The sequence below is a fragment of the Roseateles sp. L2-2 genome (assembly GCF_050613215.1).
Lineage (GTDB): Bacteria > Pseudomonadota > Gammaproteobacteria > Burkholderiales > Burkholderiaceae_C > Roseateles > Roseateles noduli.
On record NZ_CP192509.1, the window covers coordinates 69219 to 83663 of the forward strand.

Annotated in this window: 13 protein-coding genes; 9 read left to right on the plus strand and 4 right to left on the minus strand. The window is 67.6% G+C overall.

What is annotated here, in order from left to right; translation table 11 throughout:
• Positions 1-38 precede the first annotated feature (38 nt).
• The 7 genes from ACQZ13_RS00375 to ACQZ13_RS00405 all read left to right on the plus strand — a co-directional run bounded on the left by ACQZ13_RS00375 (position 39) and on the right by ACQZ13_RS00405 (position 9075).
• Entirely contained in the window at positions 39-1559 is a 1521-nt protein-coding gene (locus ACQZ13_RS00375) for a CHASE3 domain-containing protein (RefSeq protein ID WP_431049321.1), read from the plus strand.
• 177 nt (positions 1560-1736) lie between these two features.
• Complete coding sequence (locus ACQZ13_RS00380; protein ID WP_431049322.1) at positions 1737-2183, plus strand: BON domain-containing protein; 447 nt, start codon at positions 1737-1739, stop codon at positions 2181-2183.
• A 225-nt stretch (positions 2184-2408) separates the two neighbouring features.
• Complete coding sequence (locus ACQZ13_RS00385; RefSeq protein ID WP_431049323.1) at positions 2409-4550, plus strand: esterase-like activity of phytase family protein; 2142 nt, start codon at positions 2409-2411, stop codon at positions 4548-4550.
• Between the two features lie 97 nt (positions 4551-4647).
• Positions 4648-5436 (plus strand): hypothetical protein, encoded by a 789-nt coding sequence (locus tag ACQZ13_RS00390; RefSeq protein ID WP_431049324.1) that lies wholly within the window; start codon positions 4648-4650, stop codon positions 5434-5436.
• Between the two features lie 62 nt (positions 5437-5498).
• A complete protein-coding gene (locus ACQZ13_RS00395; RefSeq protein ID WP_431049325.1) occupies positions 5499-5954 on the plus strand; it encodes a universal stress protein in 456 nt (151 codons plus the stop codon).
• Between the two features lie 184 nt (positions 5955-6138).
• Positions 6139-8223, plus strand: a complete 2085-nt coding sequence (locus ACQZ13_RS00400) for a M13 family metallopeptidase (RefSeq protein WP_431049326.1) — start codon at positions 6139-6141, stop codon at positions 8221-8223.
• 105 nt (positions 8224-8328) lie between these two features.
• Positions 8329-9075, plus strand: a complete 747-nt coding sequence (locus ACQZ13_RS00405; RefSeq protein ID WP_431049327.1) for a hypothetical protein — start codon at positions 8329-8331, stop codon at positions 9073-9075.
• Between the two features lie 13 nt (positions 9076-9088).
• On the opposite strand, the gene ACQZ13_RS00410 is transcribed toward ACQZ13_RS00405, so the two are convergent.
• Positions 9089-9460 carry an H-NS family nucleoid-associated regulatory protein gene (locus tag ACQZ13_RS00410; RefSeq protein ID WP_431049328.1) on the minus strand — a complete coding sequence of 124 codons (372 nt, stop codon included), beginning with the start codon at positions 9458-9460 and terminating at the stop codon, positions 9089-9091.
• A gap of 400 nt (positions 9461-9860) precedes the next feature.
• On the opposite strand from ACQZ13_RS00410, the gene ACQZ13_RS00415 reads away from it, so the two are divergent.
• Positions 9861-10544 carry a GntR family transcriptional regulator gene (locus ACQZ13_RS00415; RefSeq protein ID WP_431049329.1) on the plus strand — a complete coding sequence of 228 codons (684 nt, stop codon included), beginning with the start codon at positions 9861-9863 and terminating at the stop codon, positions 10542-10544.
• 36 nt (positions 10545-10580) lie between these two features.
• On the opposite strand, the gene ACQZ13_RS00420 is transcribed toward ACQZ13_RS00415, so the two are convergent.
• Positions 10581-11048, minus strand: a complete 468-nt coding sequence (locus tag ACQZ13_RS00420) for an Lrp/AsnC family transcriptional regulator (RefSeq protein ID WP_431049330.1) — start codon at positions 11046-11048, stop codon at positions 10581-10583.
• Positions 11049-11138: 90 nt separating this feature from the next.
• Here ACQZ13_RS00420 and ilvB point away from each other — a divergent pair, with 90 nt between their 5' ends.
• Positions 11139-12875 (plus strand): biosynthetic-type acetolactate synthase large subunit, encoded by a 1737-nt coding sequence (gene ilvB, locus ACQZ13_RS00425; protein WP_431049331.1) that lies wholly within the window; start codon positions 11139-11141, stop codon positions 12873-12875.
• Positions 12876-12895: 20 nt separating this feature from the next.
• On the opposite strand, the gene ACQZ13_RS00430 is transcribed toward ilvB, so the two are convergent.
• Both ACQZ13_RS00430 and ACQZ13_RS00435 read right to left on the minus strand, forming a co-directional pair.
• Positions 12896-14005, minus strand: coding sequence for an ImmA/IrrE family metallo-endopeptidase (locus ACQZ13_RS00430; protein ID WP_431049332.1), 1110 nt, complete (start codon positions 14003-14005; stop codon positions 12896-12898).
• Positions 13998-14327, minus strand: a complete 330-nt coding sequence (locus ACQZ13_RS00435; protein ID WP_431049333.1) for a type II toxin-antitoxin system RelE/ParE family toxin — start codon at positions 14325-14327, stop codon at positions 13998-14000. Before ACQZ13_RS00435 ends, ACQZ13_RS00430 begins: the two co-directional genes overlap by 8 nt.
• Positions 14328-14445 lie beyond the last annotated feature (118 nt).

Sequence of the window (14445 nt, forward strand, 5' to 3'; positions counted from 1 at the left end):
ATGGTCAAGTGAGCGAAATCGCTCAGGGAGTGTAGAGGATGAGCCTGAAGGACACCGTCACGAACCTGGGTCGCAAGACCTGGGCCATGCCGCTGGGCGTGTTCGTGGCCCTGCTGATGATCCTGATCAGCGAGCTGGCCTACTTCGGCGCCGTCTCGCAGATGGACCGTCTGGACACGCTGGGCCGGGCCCGGATGGAACTGCTCCGGCTGATGGCCCGCGTGACCGACGCGGAGTCAGGGCAACGGGGATACCTGATCACCCGCCGGCCCGAATACCTGGACCCCTACCGCTTCGCCGCCGAGGACGCCTCGCAGGGCCTGAGCTCCCTGCAGCGCATGTACGCGCAGGTCGGCGCCGAGGACGCGGAGCGCCGCAGCAAGGAGATCGCCGGGGCCGTCAGCGCCAAGCTGAGCGAGCTGCAGGAGGTGCTCAAGCTCTACGAGACCGGCCGCGAATCGGCCGGCCGCGAGCTCATGATGACCGACATCGGACGCGACCAGATGGAGCAGATCCGGCGCCGGTCCGCCGAGCTGCTGGCCGACGAGAACCGCCGCATCGCGCTCGGGACCGGCCAGGTCTACGACACGCTGATGCTGAGCCGCATCGGTGTGGCCGGCATGACGCTGCTGAGCCTGATCGTGTTCGTGCTGTTCGTGCGCAAGAGCCGGGCGCTCGACGTCCAGCGCGCCGAGCAGGCGCAGGAGGTCCGCGCCGAGCGAGACCGGCTGGAGGTCGAGGTGTCGCGCCGCACCGCCGAGCTGACGCAGCTGGCCCGCCACCTGCAGACCGCGCGCGAAGACGAACGCGCGCGTCTGGCCCGCGACCTCCACGACGAGCTCGGCGCGCTGCTGACGGCCGCCAAGCTGGACGTCGCCCGGCTGCGGCCCAAGCTGCAGGCCGGGGCGCCCGAGCTGATGCAGCGCCTCAACCACCTGACCGAGACGCTCAACAGCGGCATCGCGCTCAAGCGCCGGATCATCGAGGACCTGCGTCCCTCCACGCTCGACCAGCTCGGCCTGGTGCCCGCCCTGGAGATCCTGTGCCGCGAGACCTCGGAGCGGCTGGGCGTGCCGATCACGGTGGAACTCGATACCGCGGTCGACCTGGCACCGAGCGCCCAGCTGACCGCCTTCCGCCTCGTGCAGGAGGCCCTGACCAACACCGCGAAGTACGCGCACGCGACCGAGGTCACCGTCTCGCTCAAGCGCGAGTACGCGCAGGCGCTGGTCACCGTCACCGACAACGGACAGGGCTTCGAGCCGGGCCGCCTGTCGCTGGGTTCGCACGGGCTGCTGGGCATGCGTTTCCGCGTCGAGGCCGAACGCGGACAGCTGCGGCTGCGCAGCGCGCCGGGGCAGGGCACCGAGGTGTGCGCCTGGCTGCCGATCAAGCCCGATGCGCGCGACGAGCCGGACATCCCGCGGATCGATTTCCCGATTCCCGGCATGACGCCGATGCCAGCGCCGATGCCGGCGCCCATCCCGGCTCCGGCCCCGACCCAAGGACCGGGCCCGGCGGGCGAGGGCGGCCAGCCGCCGGCCGGCGGCGGCCTGTGAGCAGCCGATGAGCGGCCTGTAGGCGCGTTCCTACGGTGCGCCGGGACGCCGGGCGACCGGCGCTTCCGGCGGCAGCCGACCCGTGGGCGACGGGTGTCTGCCTAGAGTGGAGTCATGGATCCGCGGCCACCCGCGGAATGTTTGCGGAAGTTCCGCACCCGCGAAAGGAACCTCGCCATGAAGCACTCTTCCCGCCCCTCCGCCCTGTCCCTGCTGCTGCCCGCCGTGGTGGCCGCCGTCGCCCTGACCGCCTGCGGTCGTGAAGATGACGGCCGTACCGCCGGCCAGCGTCTGGACGACGGCATCTCCAAGATGGAGCAGAAGTCCGAAGCTGCCAAGCAGGAGACCCAGCAGGCCATGGACAACGCCGGCGCCAAGATGGAGCGCGCCGCCGACAAGGCCGGCGCCGCCATCGACGACGCGCAGATCACGACGTCCATCAAGACCTCGCTGGCCGGCGATCCGAAGCTGAGCGCGATCGACGTCAAGGTCGAGACCGAGAAGGGCCACGTGACGCTGGACGGCACGGCGCCTGACCTCGCCTCGCGCGACCGCGCGGGCTCGATGGCGCTGGCCGCCAAGGGCGTCCAGTCGGTCAACAACCGGATCAAGGTCAACGGCTGATTCCCTCCTCTGCAAGCCGTCTGACCGGGGCCCCGGATCGCGTTTCCGCGACCCGGGGCTTTCTGTTTGAGGTCGGGGCATTCCCGGCTTCTTGTCGTATTCGTGTCGATTCGTAAACCTTCTTCACGGGGCTGTCATCGCCGGCCCCTAGCGTGCCGCCCTGTCGCGTCACGGCCCTGTCGAGGGAGGCTGGACGCGGCAGTCCTCGAGCCACGAAAGATCGACATGAAGAAGACGAACGAACGCTCCACGCTCATCGCATCGCGCCGCATCGGCCTGACCCTGATGACGCTGACCGCCGCCGCGGCGCTGACCGCGTGCAACACCAAGGACAACGATCCGTACGAGATCCCCGGGAACAGCCAGGCGCTGCAGGCCCGGCTCGTGGACGCGCCGGTGGAAGGCGTCTCGTACGCCGCGGCGCCGTCGGGCATCACCGGCAAGACCGGCGCGAACGGCGTGTTCACCTGCAAGACCGGTGACACGGTGACCTTCAGCGTCGGCAGCGTGGTCGTGGGCAGCGCGTCCTGCACGGCGACGGTCGCCGCCGCCGACCTGGCCGGCACCGCCGTGCTGACCGACGCCAAGCTGCAGAACCGCCTGGTGTTCCTGCAGGCGCTGGACGAGGACGACGATCCCACCAACGGCATCAGGATCACGGCGGCCGTGCACGACACGCTGACCAAGACGCTGGACTTCACCCTGGCCGCGGCCGACTTCGACAAGGCCTTCGCCGCGCTGCTGCCGGCCGGCCAGAATGACGTCTACGGTCAGCCGTATTCGGGCCGCGCCATGAGCGCCAACCGCCGCGCCGCGGCGGTCGAACACTACGAATCGACGATGGCCACGCTGCTCGGCAAGACCGAGACCAGCAGCGCCACGCAGGACACGGCCGGCGGCGCGGTCGCGATCACCAAGTTCCAGATCCGCGCGGCCGACAGCCAGTACGTGCCCTACGAGGGCGGCAACGCGGACGCGAAGAAGGACTTCCCCAAGGGCTTCTATCCGGCCGTCGGGTCGGGTCTGGTCTACAAGGGCAAGAACGCCGCGGGCGCGATGGAGTTCTGGGGCATCACCGACCGCGGCCCCAACGGCGACAGCCCGAACGCGCCGCGTCCGGACAACGGCGCCGTCGTCACGACCAAGATGTTCCCGGCGCCGAGCTTCGCGCCGTCGATCGGCGTGATCACGCTGGGCAGCGAGGGCGCGGTCATCTCCAGCCTGAATCCGCTGAAGAACCCGAACGGCTCCAAGGTCACGGGCCGCCCGCTGCCTTTCGGCGCCGTGGGCAGCAGCGCCGAGGTGCCGCTCGCCGACACGCTGAAGTTCGACCAGACCAAGGGCAACTTCGACGCGAACGGCCTGGACAGCGAGACGCTGGTCTACGACGACGCGAACAAGGCCTTCTGGACCTCGGACGAATACGGCCCCTTCATCGTCAAGATCGATGCGGCGACCTTCCAGATCGTCAAGCGCTACGCCCCGGGCACGACCGCCGGCAGCCTGCCCGACGTGCTGAAGAACCGCCGCGCCAACCGCGGCATGGAAGGCCTGGCGATGGACACCGGCAGCGGCAAGCTGCACGGCTTCCTGCAGAGCCCGGTCGATCCGGTCGACAACGCCGGCAAGAGCATCGAGGCCGTGGACAGCGCCGACCTGGACCAGGACGGCAAGAGGGACGACAAGGTCAAGGTCCGCGACTTCGCGCAGTTCGCGCGCTGGATCGAGTTCGACCCGAAGACCGAGACCTCGAAGCTCTACGCCTACCCGCTGAGCTACCCGCTCGCCGCCAAGGGCGAGAAGTGGGACCGCAACCGCACCGGCAGCGCCAAGCTGGGCGACCTGGTGGCGCTGGGCAACGGCAAGTTCATCGTCGTCGAGCAGGGCGCGGACTCGGCCGGCGCGGTGCGCAACTTCCTGATGCTCGTCGAGCTGCCGGCGACGGCAACGGACATCGCGTCGATCGGCATCGAGCTGGAGAAGAACAGCATCGACGGCGTGACCGCCTCGGCGGTGAGCTGGGCGAACGTCGTGAAGCTGAAGAAGACGGTGCTGCTGGACCTGAACGCCGCCGGCTGGAAGGCCGAGAAGGCCGAAGGCCTGGCGATCGTCGACGGCAACACGCTGGCGCTGATCAACGACAACGACTTCGGCCTGAAGTCGGTGCTGGTGGACGCGAAGGGCAAGGTCGTCGCCGGCGATCCGACCGAGTGCACGGTCGACGTCAACGGCGTGATCGTCCAGGACGGCACCTGCGCCAGCGGCGCGGTCCTGTCGCGCGTGACGCGCGGCAACGAGGTGGATCGCCTGACGCACCTGTGGCTGTTCAAGTTCCCGAAGGCGCTCAACAGCTTCAGCGTGCAGTGATCGGCTGACCCGTCAAGGCGGGAACGTTCCCGATCCCATCTCCACTGACAAGCGCGCGGTCCTGACGGGTCGCGCGCATTTTCTTTGGAGGAATCCCATGACCATTGGCCTCACATCCCCGACCCACTATCAAGTCGGTGAGTCCATCTACGCCCACGTCGACAAACCCCGCGCCCACGCCCACGTCGACGCACCCTACGACCGGCTGCATGCCTCTCGACCCGTGGACCAGAACGTCTACGGTATGGCTTCGGCAAGCGCCATCGCCGCGCCCTCTTCGGACTACAAGCAGGTTTGCGTTCGCGGTTCGGACCAAGAGCGATTACAGCTTTCCGGCGGGGATGTCGTCGAGGGGGACTTTGCCTCGATCTCGATCGATGTGATCGCTGAGGCGCGCTCAGAGTTCCTCGCATCGTCGGTCTGCAAATCCTGGCTGAACCCGTTGGACGGAAGGCGCGGCGTGCCCATGACGCAGTTTGCGAGCGACGTGGCGAAGGCGATCACCGACGAGCACCCGGCCGGCCTCGGGCGGCTGGTGGCCCCCAAGTTTTCCTATGGTGCCGGCAAAGGGCTTCATCTGGCTGTCCAGTGCATCCACCACAAGAAGTATCCGGACATGCTGAAGACCCTGGCGGGAGATGCCGCGGAGGCCAATCGGCTGTTCGGTATCGCGCCTGAACGTGCGCTGGAGGAAGTGCTCAGCCAGGCCCTTAGCCAAGCCTTCCAGCGGCTGCCGCAGGACAGGAAAGACAAATGGACGAAGCGGGTGACGAATGAGAATGCGCAGGCGTGCAGTGACACCTTGAAACTGAGCCGATACCGTGCCTCCCATCCTGGCCCGGCCATCCTGAAGGGGCTCGTGTCGGTCGCCGACGGCGCGAGGTGATGACACGAGGCGCTGGGGACGTGGGCTAGCATCGGTTCATCCCATCCGATGGAGCGACGACCATGTACGCCAAGATCCTGGTTCCTGTCGACGGCAGCCCCACCTCCAACGCCGGCCTGGCGGAAGCGGTCCGGCTGGCCAAGCTGAGCGGCGGCGAGATCCGCCTGCTGCACGCGCTGGACCTGCAAGCCTTCGCGATGATGTCCAGCGCGGGGCTCGGCATCACGCCGGACAACTTCGAGCAGATCCGCGCCGGCGGGCAGAAGGTGCTCGCCGACGCGTCGGCCACGGTGAGCGCCGCGGGCCTGCGCGTCACGACCAAGCTCAGCGAGAGCCTCTCGTCGCGCGTCAGCGACCTGGTCGCCGAGGAGTGCAAGACCTGGGGCGGCGAGGTCATCGTGCTGGGCACGCACGGTCGCCGCGGCCTGTCGCGGGCGCTGCTCGGCAGCGACGCCGAACTGATCGTCCGCTACGCGGAAGTGCCGGTGCTGCTGGTCCGCGGTCCGAAGGAAAGCTGACGCGACGCATTGACGACCCACTGACAATGCATTGACGACGCTTTGACGATGCATTGGCGGCGCACCCGGCGCCGCCAGATCGACCCGACGCCAAGACGGGTCAACCCGACGTGTCGTCCGGCACCCTGCGGCGACAGCGGCCTGGCGGAGAATGCCCGCCAGCATTCACTCACCGCTGTCGAGCATGACCTCTCACCTCCTCGCCCGCACCGCCGCGGCCGCGCTTGTCGCGGCCGTTTCCTTTGGCACCGCCGCGCAGACGGCCGGCGCCACGCGCGAAGGGCCGCTCGACCAGTTGCCCTACACGCCGAGCCTGGACACCGCCGCGATGGATCGCAGCGCCGATCCGTGCGAAGACCTCTACCAGTACGCCTGCGGCGGCTGGATGGCCGCCAATCCGATCCCGCCCGACCAGGCGCGCTGGTCGGTCTACGCCAAGATGGCCAACGAGAACCAGCGCTACCTCTGGGGCATCCTGGACAAGCTCTCGGCCGCCGACCCGCAGCGCAGCGCCAACCAGGCCCGCATGGGCGACTACTTCGCCGCCTGCATGGACGAGTCCGCCGCCGATCGCCACGCGCTCGCGCCGCTGCGTCCGCTGCTGTCGCGCATCGAGGCGCTGAAGGACCGCCGTGAGCTGCCTTCGCTGCTGGCCTCGCTGCACCTGGCGACCAACAACGAGCGCCTGTTCTTCCACTTCACGTCGGGCCAGGACATGGCCGACTCGACGCGGGTGATCGCCTTCGCTTCCGCCGGCGGCCTGAGCCTGCCGGACCGCGAGTACTACTTCAAGACCGACGACAAGTCGCGCGCCCTGCGCGAACAGTTCATCGCCCATGTCGCGCGCAGCTTCGAGCTGCTCGGCGATTCGCCCGATGCGGCGCGCGCCCAGGCGAAGCAGGTGATGGCGATGGAGACGGCGCTGGCGCGCGCCTCGCTGAGCCGCGTCGACAAGCGCGATCCCTACAAGGGCTTCCATCCGATGAAGGCCGCGGGGCTGCAGGCGTTGACGCCCGGCTTCGACTGGGCCGCGTACCAGCGCGGACTGGGGCTGGACCCGCAGGCGGCCTACAACGTCACCGAGCCGGCGTTCTTCAAGGCGTTGTCGAAGGAACTGCGCCAGCGCGATCTCGCGCAGCTGCGGAACTACCTGCGCTGGCAACTGGTCAGCAGCCAGGCACCGACGCTGTCCGGCGCCGCGGTGCAGTCCAACTTCGAGTTCTTCGGTCAGACGCTGCAAGGCGTGCCACAGCTGAAGGCGCGCTGGAAGCGCTGCGTCGAACTGGTCGACGCGCAGCTCGGCGAGGCGCTGGGCCAGGAGTTCGTCGCGCGCAATTTCAGCCCGGACCTGAAGGACAAGACGCTGACGATGACGAAGCAGATCGAGGACGCGATGGCCGCACGCATCCAGTCGCTCGACTGGATGAGCGAGACGACCAAGCAGCGCGCGGTCGAGAAGCTGCACGCGATCGTCAACAAGGTCGGCTACCCGGACCGCTGGCGCGACTACGGCGCGCTGACGGTGGCGCGCGACGACTTCGCCGGCAACGTGATGCGCGGCAACGGCTTCGAACTGAAGCGTCAGCTCGCCAAGATCGGTAAGCCGCTGGATCGCGGCGAATGGGGCATGACGCCGCAGACGGTCAATGCGTACTACGACGCGCAGATGAACGACATCAACTTCCCGGCCGGCGTCCTGCAGGCGCCGTTGTTCGATCCGAAGCTGGACGACGCGCCGAACTACGGCAACACCGGTGGCACGATCGGACATGAGCTGATCCACGGCTTCGACGACGAGGGCCGGCAGTTCGACGCCAAGGGCAACCTGCGCGACTGGTGGACGAAGAAGGACGGCCAGGCCTTCGAACAGCGTGCCGCCTGCGTGACGAAGCAGTACGCGCAGTACGTGGTCGTGGACGACATCCGCATCAACAGCAAGCTCACGCTGGGCGAGGACCTCGCCGACCTGGGCGGCCTGGTACTGGCCCACGCGGCGTGGAAGGCGCAGATCGCCGACATGTCCCCGAAGCCAGCGGACCGCGACGGGCTGACGCCTGAGCAGCGCTTCTTCGTCGGCTTCGCGCAATGGGACTGCAGCCACGCCCGACCTGAATACGCGCGGGTGCATGCGCTGACCGACCCGCATTCGCCGGGGCGCTACCGGATCAACGGGGTCGCGGTGAACATGCCGGAGTTCGAGCAGGCCTTCCGCTGCAAGCCCGGACAGAAGATGGTGAAGCCCGACGCGGAGCGCTGCCGGGTGTGGTGAGACGGGTTCTCCGCTGAACTTCGGGAAATGGGATGAGGCACTGACACGGGGGTCCGGTCGCTGAGAGCGCCGGGCCCCTGTGCCTTCAACTTCATCCCTGCCACCATGATCCCACCCATTCCACCCCGTACCTATCAAGCGGCAACGTCAGCCGACGCGTCTTCCGATGCCCAAGCCGGATATCAAGACGTCACCCGGACGGCGTCCGACGACGGGCGAGCCGACCCGCGGAACTACACCACCCGCTTATTCGCGAAGCCCCATACCGACGCGCGTTGCGCTCAGTCGAAGGCACCCCAAGCGACGCCCGATCCGACTTTTGCAAAGGTGGGCCATCCGGCGACCCAGGCGCAGGCCGAGGACGAGACCAAGGAGGCTGCCAAGGAGATCCAAGCCAAGAAGGCGGAGGAACTGACCCAGGCGCAAGGCGAGATGGTCCAGATCATCAAGGGACTGGCGGCGGGGTTCGCGACTGCCAATGCCAAGGGACTTTTTGGTAGGCATAAAGACCCGAGCACCTATGGCTCCGGCGCGGTGAGTGCCAAGCTGGCGCGCGATCTGGGATCGGACGATTTCGGCAAATGTGCCGAGCGCCTGTATGCCGCCTGGGCTGCCAATCACCCACGAGAGCCCAAGGAGGCGAAAGAAAAGTTCGAAGCGAACGTGCAAGAACTGGCGGAGGGGGTCGTCGCCGGCCTCAACAAGGGCCAGCGGCAGGTGTTTGCCAGGCATCTCAAGAAACGCGAGGCGGTCAAGGGGGCGTTGGACGAGGCAGAGCCGTTGATGGCATCGACGGCCAGCATGCTGGCCCGCACTGCGGTGGCGCGGGGCCTGCTGGCCGTCGAGGTCTGAAGCGCGGCGCGGCTCAGCTGATCAACAGCTCCTCGGCCGTCTTCCCGGCGGCCAGCGCATCCTTGAACCAGTTCGGACGCTTGCCCACGCCGGTCCAGGTGCGGCCGCTGCCGTCGTGGTACTTCGGCGCACCCGCGCTGCGCGGGGCCTTGGCCTTGCGCGGTCCCGCGGCCGCCTTGCCGGGCTTGGCGGCCTTCGCCGCTCTGCCGCGGCCCGCCGACTTCGTCGCGCCGGCGCCGAACAGTTCCTCGGGCGTCAGCCCGTAATGATCGATGGCCTCGCGGATGCGGGCGACGACGCCGGAGATCTCCTTCGCGCGCAATCCCTCGGCTTCCTTCTTCAGCTTCTCGATCTGGGACAGGACTTGCTTCAACGACTTGGCCATTCAACGGGCTCCATTCGGGTGTTTGACATCGGGCATTCGCCTCTGCGTCGCAGACCTCCCGGCCGCGACTGTAGCGCTTGGTGGGCGCCGATGCGGAAACGACACAGTGTCTGCCCTCGATGCAGGATCGATTCGACCGATTCCAGTAGGGCGCGACGCGACAAATACGTCGTTTGAGGAGTCGACTCGCCCTCCGATTGCGCATTCATTGCGCTTGAGCAAAAACGCAGACATCTGGGCGTCAGGACCCCGCCGGCGCCGGTCGCCGCTCCGTAGAGTGAGCCGTGATTCATCTCCATTCACCGGACGGAGTGCCGCGATGGTTCGTTCCTCTCAGCCGGGCGCACGCCCGGGTCCGCCTGCCCTCTCCCCTGCGGGCTCTCATGCAGGCTCTCATGCAATGGCGCAGGCCATCAATACGCCGACCTACCTGCGGCTGCGCGACCAGATCCGCACCGACATCGAGGCCGGCTGCTGGCGGCTCGGTCAGCATCTGACCCTGCACGAACTCAGCGCGCATTACAGCGTCAGCAACGTGCCCGTGCGGGAGGCGCTGCTGCAGCTGCAGGGCGACGGCATGGTGGACATGCGGATGAACAAGGGCGCGGTGGTGCTGGCGGTCGACGCGCGCTTCATCGACGAGTATTTCGACGTCCGCGAGGCGCTGCAGTCCATGCTGCTGGCGCGGGCCTGCCGCTCGGCCTGGGCGGGGTCGGCGCACACGCTGGCCGGCGTGAGGGCGCTGCTGAAGCCCTTGGAGGAAGCCACCCGCCTCGCCCGTGTGCAGGACCTGATGGCGGCGGACGACGCCCTGCAGGATCACCTGGCGCGGCTGGGCGGCAACGACCAGGCGCTGGGCATGCAGGCCTCGCGCGGCCGGCTGCTGGAGGCTCTCCGACGCGCACGGATGGAAGTCTGGGCGCCGGAACTCGAGACGCTCGCCATCCAGGGCGGCGCGATGCTGCAGGCGCTGACGCACGCCGATCCCGCCCTCGCCGCCGAGGCGGTGCGCCGCCACGTGGCGGCCTCGCGCACCTACATGATGCGGCTGCTGAAGGTGCCCGAGCTGCCGATCCCGACTTGAGCCCGGACAGGGCCGGTGCAGCCGCCGGAGCGCGAGTCAGAGCGGCAGCGAGCTCGCCTTCAGGCAGCGCAGCACGAAGCTGGACTTGCTGTGCCGGACGCCCGGGATCTTGTAGAGCTTCTCGCGCAGCAGCCGTTCGTAGTCGCGCGTGTCGCGGACGGACAGGCGCAGGACGTAGTCGTAGTCGCCGGAGACCAGATAGGCGTCGATCACCTCGGGGATGGCTTCGAGGTGACGGGCGAACTCCGCCATCGCGGCGTCGGTGTGCTTGTTCAGCGTGAGCTGAACGATCAGCTGCTCCGGGCGGCCGACCTTCTCGGCGTTGACCTTGACGGTGTAGCCCTCGATCACGCCCGATTCCTCGAGCCGCTTGATGCGGGTCCAGCACGGGGAGGTGGTCAGGCCGACCTCCTCGCTCACTTCCTGGAGGCTGGCGCGCGCATTGCGCTGCAGGGCCCGCAGGATGGCGCGGTCGAACTTGTCGAGCTTGATTTCCTGTTCCATGTCGATTCTGAAGAAGGATTTGCTGCGATGGCGATTCTAGGAGGCAAGAACGGCAACGCTTCCCGAGGGAGCCCCGGGATACTGACCCGCATGAACGCACTGATCGATCGCGCCGTGCTGGGCGCCCCCGAAGCGACGACGCGCAACGGCGCGCAGACGCTGCTCGACACGCTGGTGGCCTGCGGCGTCGACACCGTCTTCGGTTATCCCGGCGGCGCCGTGCTGCCGCTGTACGACGCGCTGCACGGCGAGCCGCGGCTGCGCCACATCCTGGTCCGCCACGAGCAGGCGGCGGTGCACGCAGCCGAGGGCTATGCGCGCAGCACCGGGCGGCTGGGCGTGGTGCTGGTGACCTCGGGGCCGGGGATGAGCAACACGACGACGGGGCTGCTGGATGCCCTGTGCGATTCGATCCCGGTGCTGTGCATCAGCGGGCAGGTGAACAGCGCGGTGATCGGGACGGACGCCTTCCAGGAATGCGATGCGCTGGGCATCTCGCGGCCGGTGACGAAGTGGAACGCGCAGCTGCGTCCCGGGGACGACGTGGCGGCGCGCGTGCGCCAGGCCGTGGACATCGCGCGCGGCGGGCGTCCGGGCCCCGTGCTGCTGGACGTACCGAAGGATGTGCAGCTGGCGCCGGTTCGAGCGACCGCGGGCTTGCCGATCAAGACGCTCAGGGAGATGCCGGCCGTGGACGCCCACGCCATCGACCAGGCTGCGGACTGGATCGCGAGCGCGAATCGGCCCGTGTTTTACGGCGGCGGCGGTTTGATCAACGCGGGCGAGACTGCCTGCGCCGAGTTCGCCAGCGCGGTGGCGCTGAGCGGTGCGCCCTGCACCTTGACCCTGATGGGTCTGGGCGCGCTGCCGGCGTCATCCCGCCAGTGGTTGGGCATGCTCGGCATGCACGGCACGCTGGAGGCCAATCTCGCGATGCATCACGCCGACCTCATCGTGTGCGCGGGCGCGCGCTTCGACGACCGGGTGACGGGTCGGCTGGACAGCTTTGCGCCGGGCGCACGGGTGATCCACCTGGACGTCGATCCGGCGTCCATCGACAAGGTCCGCCGGGCCGACCTCGCGCTGTGCGGCGATGCGCGGGTGCTCCTGCCCCGGCTGCGCCACGCGCTGGCGCGCCGCGCCATGCCGCCCGAGCGACTCGCGGACTGGTGGACGCGCATCGACGCGTGGCGGGCGCAGCGCTCGCTGGATTTCGAGGACACGCCGGAAGTCATCGCGCCGCAGGCGCTGATGACGCGGCTGCAGGCGCAACTGGCCGGCCGCGACGCGATCGTCTCGACCGATGTCGGCCAGCATCAGATGTGGGCGGCGCAACACCTGGCCTTCGAGCGGCCGCGTCGGTGGCTCACCTCGGGCGGCGCCGGCACGATGGGCTACGGATTGCCTGCGGCGATCGGCGCGCAGGTGGCGCATCCGGACCGGCTGGTCGTCTGCGTCAGCGGGGATGCGTCCATCCTGATGAACCTGCAGGAGATGGCGACGGCGCGGCAGCACCGCGCGGGCGTGAAGGTCGTGCTCTGCAACAACGGCCACATGGGCATGGTGCGGCAGTGGCAGGAGTTGCATCACGGCGAGCGCTACAGCCACAGCTACAACGCGTGCATGCCGGACTTCGTCGCAGTGGCGAAGGGATTCGGATGGAAGGCGAGCCGCGTCGAGCGGCGCGCGGATCTCGACGCCGCGCTCGCCGAATGCCTGGCGAGCGACGGACCGTACTTCCTCGACGTCGCCGTCGCGCCGGCGGAGAACTGCTTCCCGATGATTCCCGCAGGGAAGGGGCATCAGGAGGTGATGCTGGGAGGCTAGTCGTCAGACTTGGATCGACATCAGGCCGTCTCGGGGGCGAAACGGAAGCTGACTTTGAGGTCGTTCAGCCAGGCGACATCCAGCAGCCCCTCGTGCTGCATTCGACCCACCACGATGCCGGCATGAATCCCGGCTCGTTTTGCAAATGCCGTCACAGCGGCCCGAGAAGGCGCGACATTGGGAAGCTCCCGCGCCAGGGCTGACGGGATCAATGCATCGCAGGCGAACGCATCCGCCTCGCGTTCCTCAAGGGAGTTGCTTCCCGCCTTGGTGGGGTCATCCAGGAAGACCGTGGACTTCTGCTGCCCATGCAGGAGGATGTGAGCGGCTTCATGGAAGAAGCTGAACCAGAACTTGTCGTTCGACTTCCCGTAGAGCGACAGCTGAATCAAGGGGCGATGGGGGTTGAGCCATCGGGCAACGCCGGAGACATGTGTCCTCGGCAGCGCCGGCACCAGAACAAACACAACGCCGGCCTCATGCAGGAGGCGGGTCAGTTCAGGTTCGAACTTCTTCGGAGGGAGCAGTGTGAGCGCCCGGATCTGCGCCAGCGCCTCGCGGAAACGGACGTCATCAAAGCGCGGACCGTCCGCCCGCTCTGCAAGTCGCTCACCCATTCGGAGCCAAGCCGAGATCGCACCGACGTCTGCCTGATCCTCACGGCTGCGTCGAAAAGCCAGTTGCATTTCACCGTATTGGCTCTCCCACTGGGCAGGACTTGCCACGCCGAAGAAGGACAGCAGCTCACCGACGATCGCCGGCTTTGACTTGGCATCCACCCGACGCTTGCTCAGCGCCCCCAAAGTCATGAGCTCCCTGATGGGGAACTTTTCCAGCCATGGGGCCATGTCCGCGTTGCGTTGCGCGGCTTCCTGCAGCGCAACCCTCTCGCGGTACTGTGCTTCACGGGTCAGCCAGAAGCCGATAGATCCTCCGACCACGTTGTGCAGCCGGACAGCAGCATCTTCCGAGAGCGGAACCTTGGCCTTGATCAACTGATTCACGTGCTTGAGCGAAAAGCCAAGCCGATCGGCAAGCTGCTGTTGCGTCCAGCCGCGCTCTTCGAGTACATCCAGGATCGTGTCCCCGGGCGGCGACACCCAGTCGGGCGCGAAGACGGTGTCAGTCATGGTAGTCCCCAATGAATTCGATACAGACGATGGTGACTGCGGTCCAGTCGATCGACATGTCGCCACGTCGAGGGATGGGATCGTTGGCAGGAGCGAACACCAGGCGCCATCCGCCGAACAGATCGAGTGCGAACTGACCGGTCCTGCTCCCCTTGAGTGGATGTGGGTTGCCGGCAACGAGGTCGCCGACATGGGTTGCGCCTTCGAGGTCCGACAGGCGAGTGCGAAGCTTCCGAGCCGCGATGTCCCCCAGCTTCTTCTTCGCGACCTGCGCTTTTTCGCAGAGTTCGCGCAGCTGTTTGTCCTTAAAACGGATCTCCAAGAGGACGCTCCTCGCGTCAAACAAGAGACAGATGACTTTACCAGATAGGTAAAAGTGAGGTGAATAGGGTCCGAATTGTTTGACCAAACAAGAATGCCCCACCCGACAGTGCGCCGAG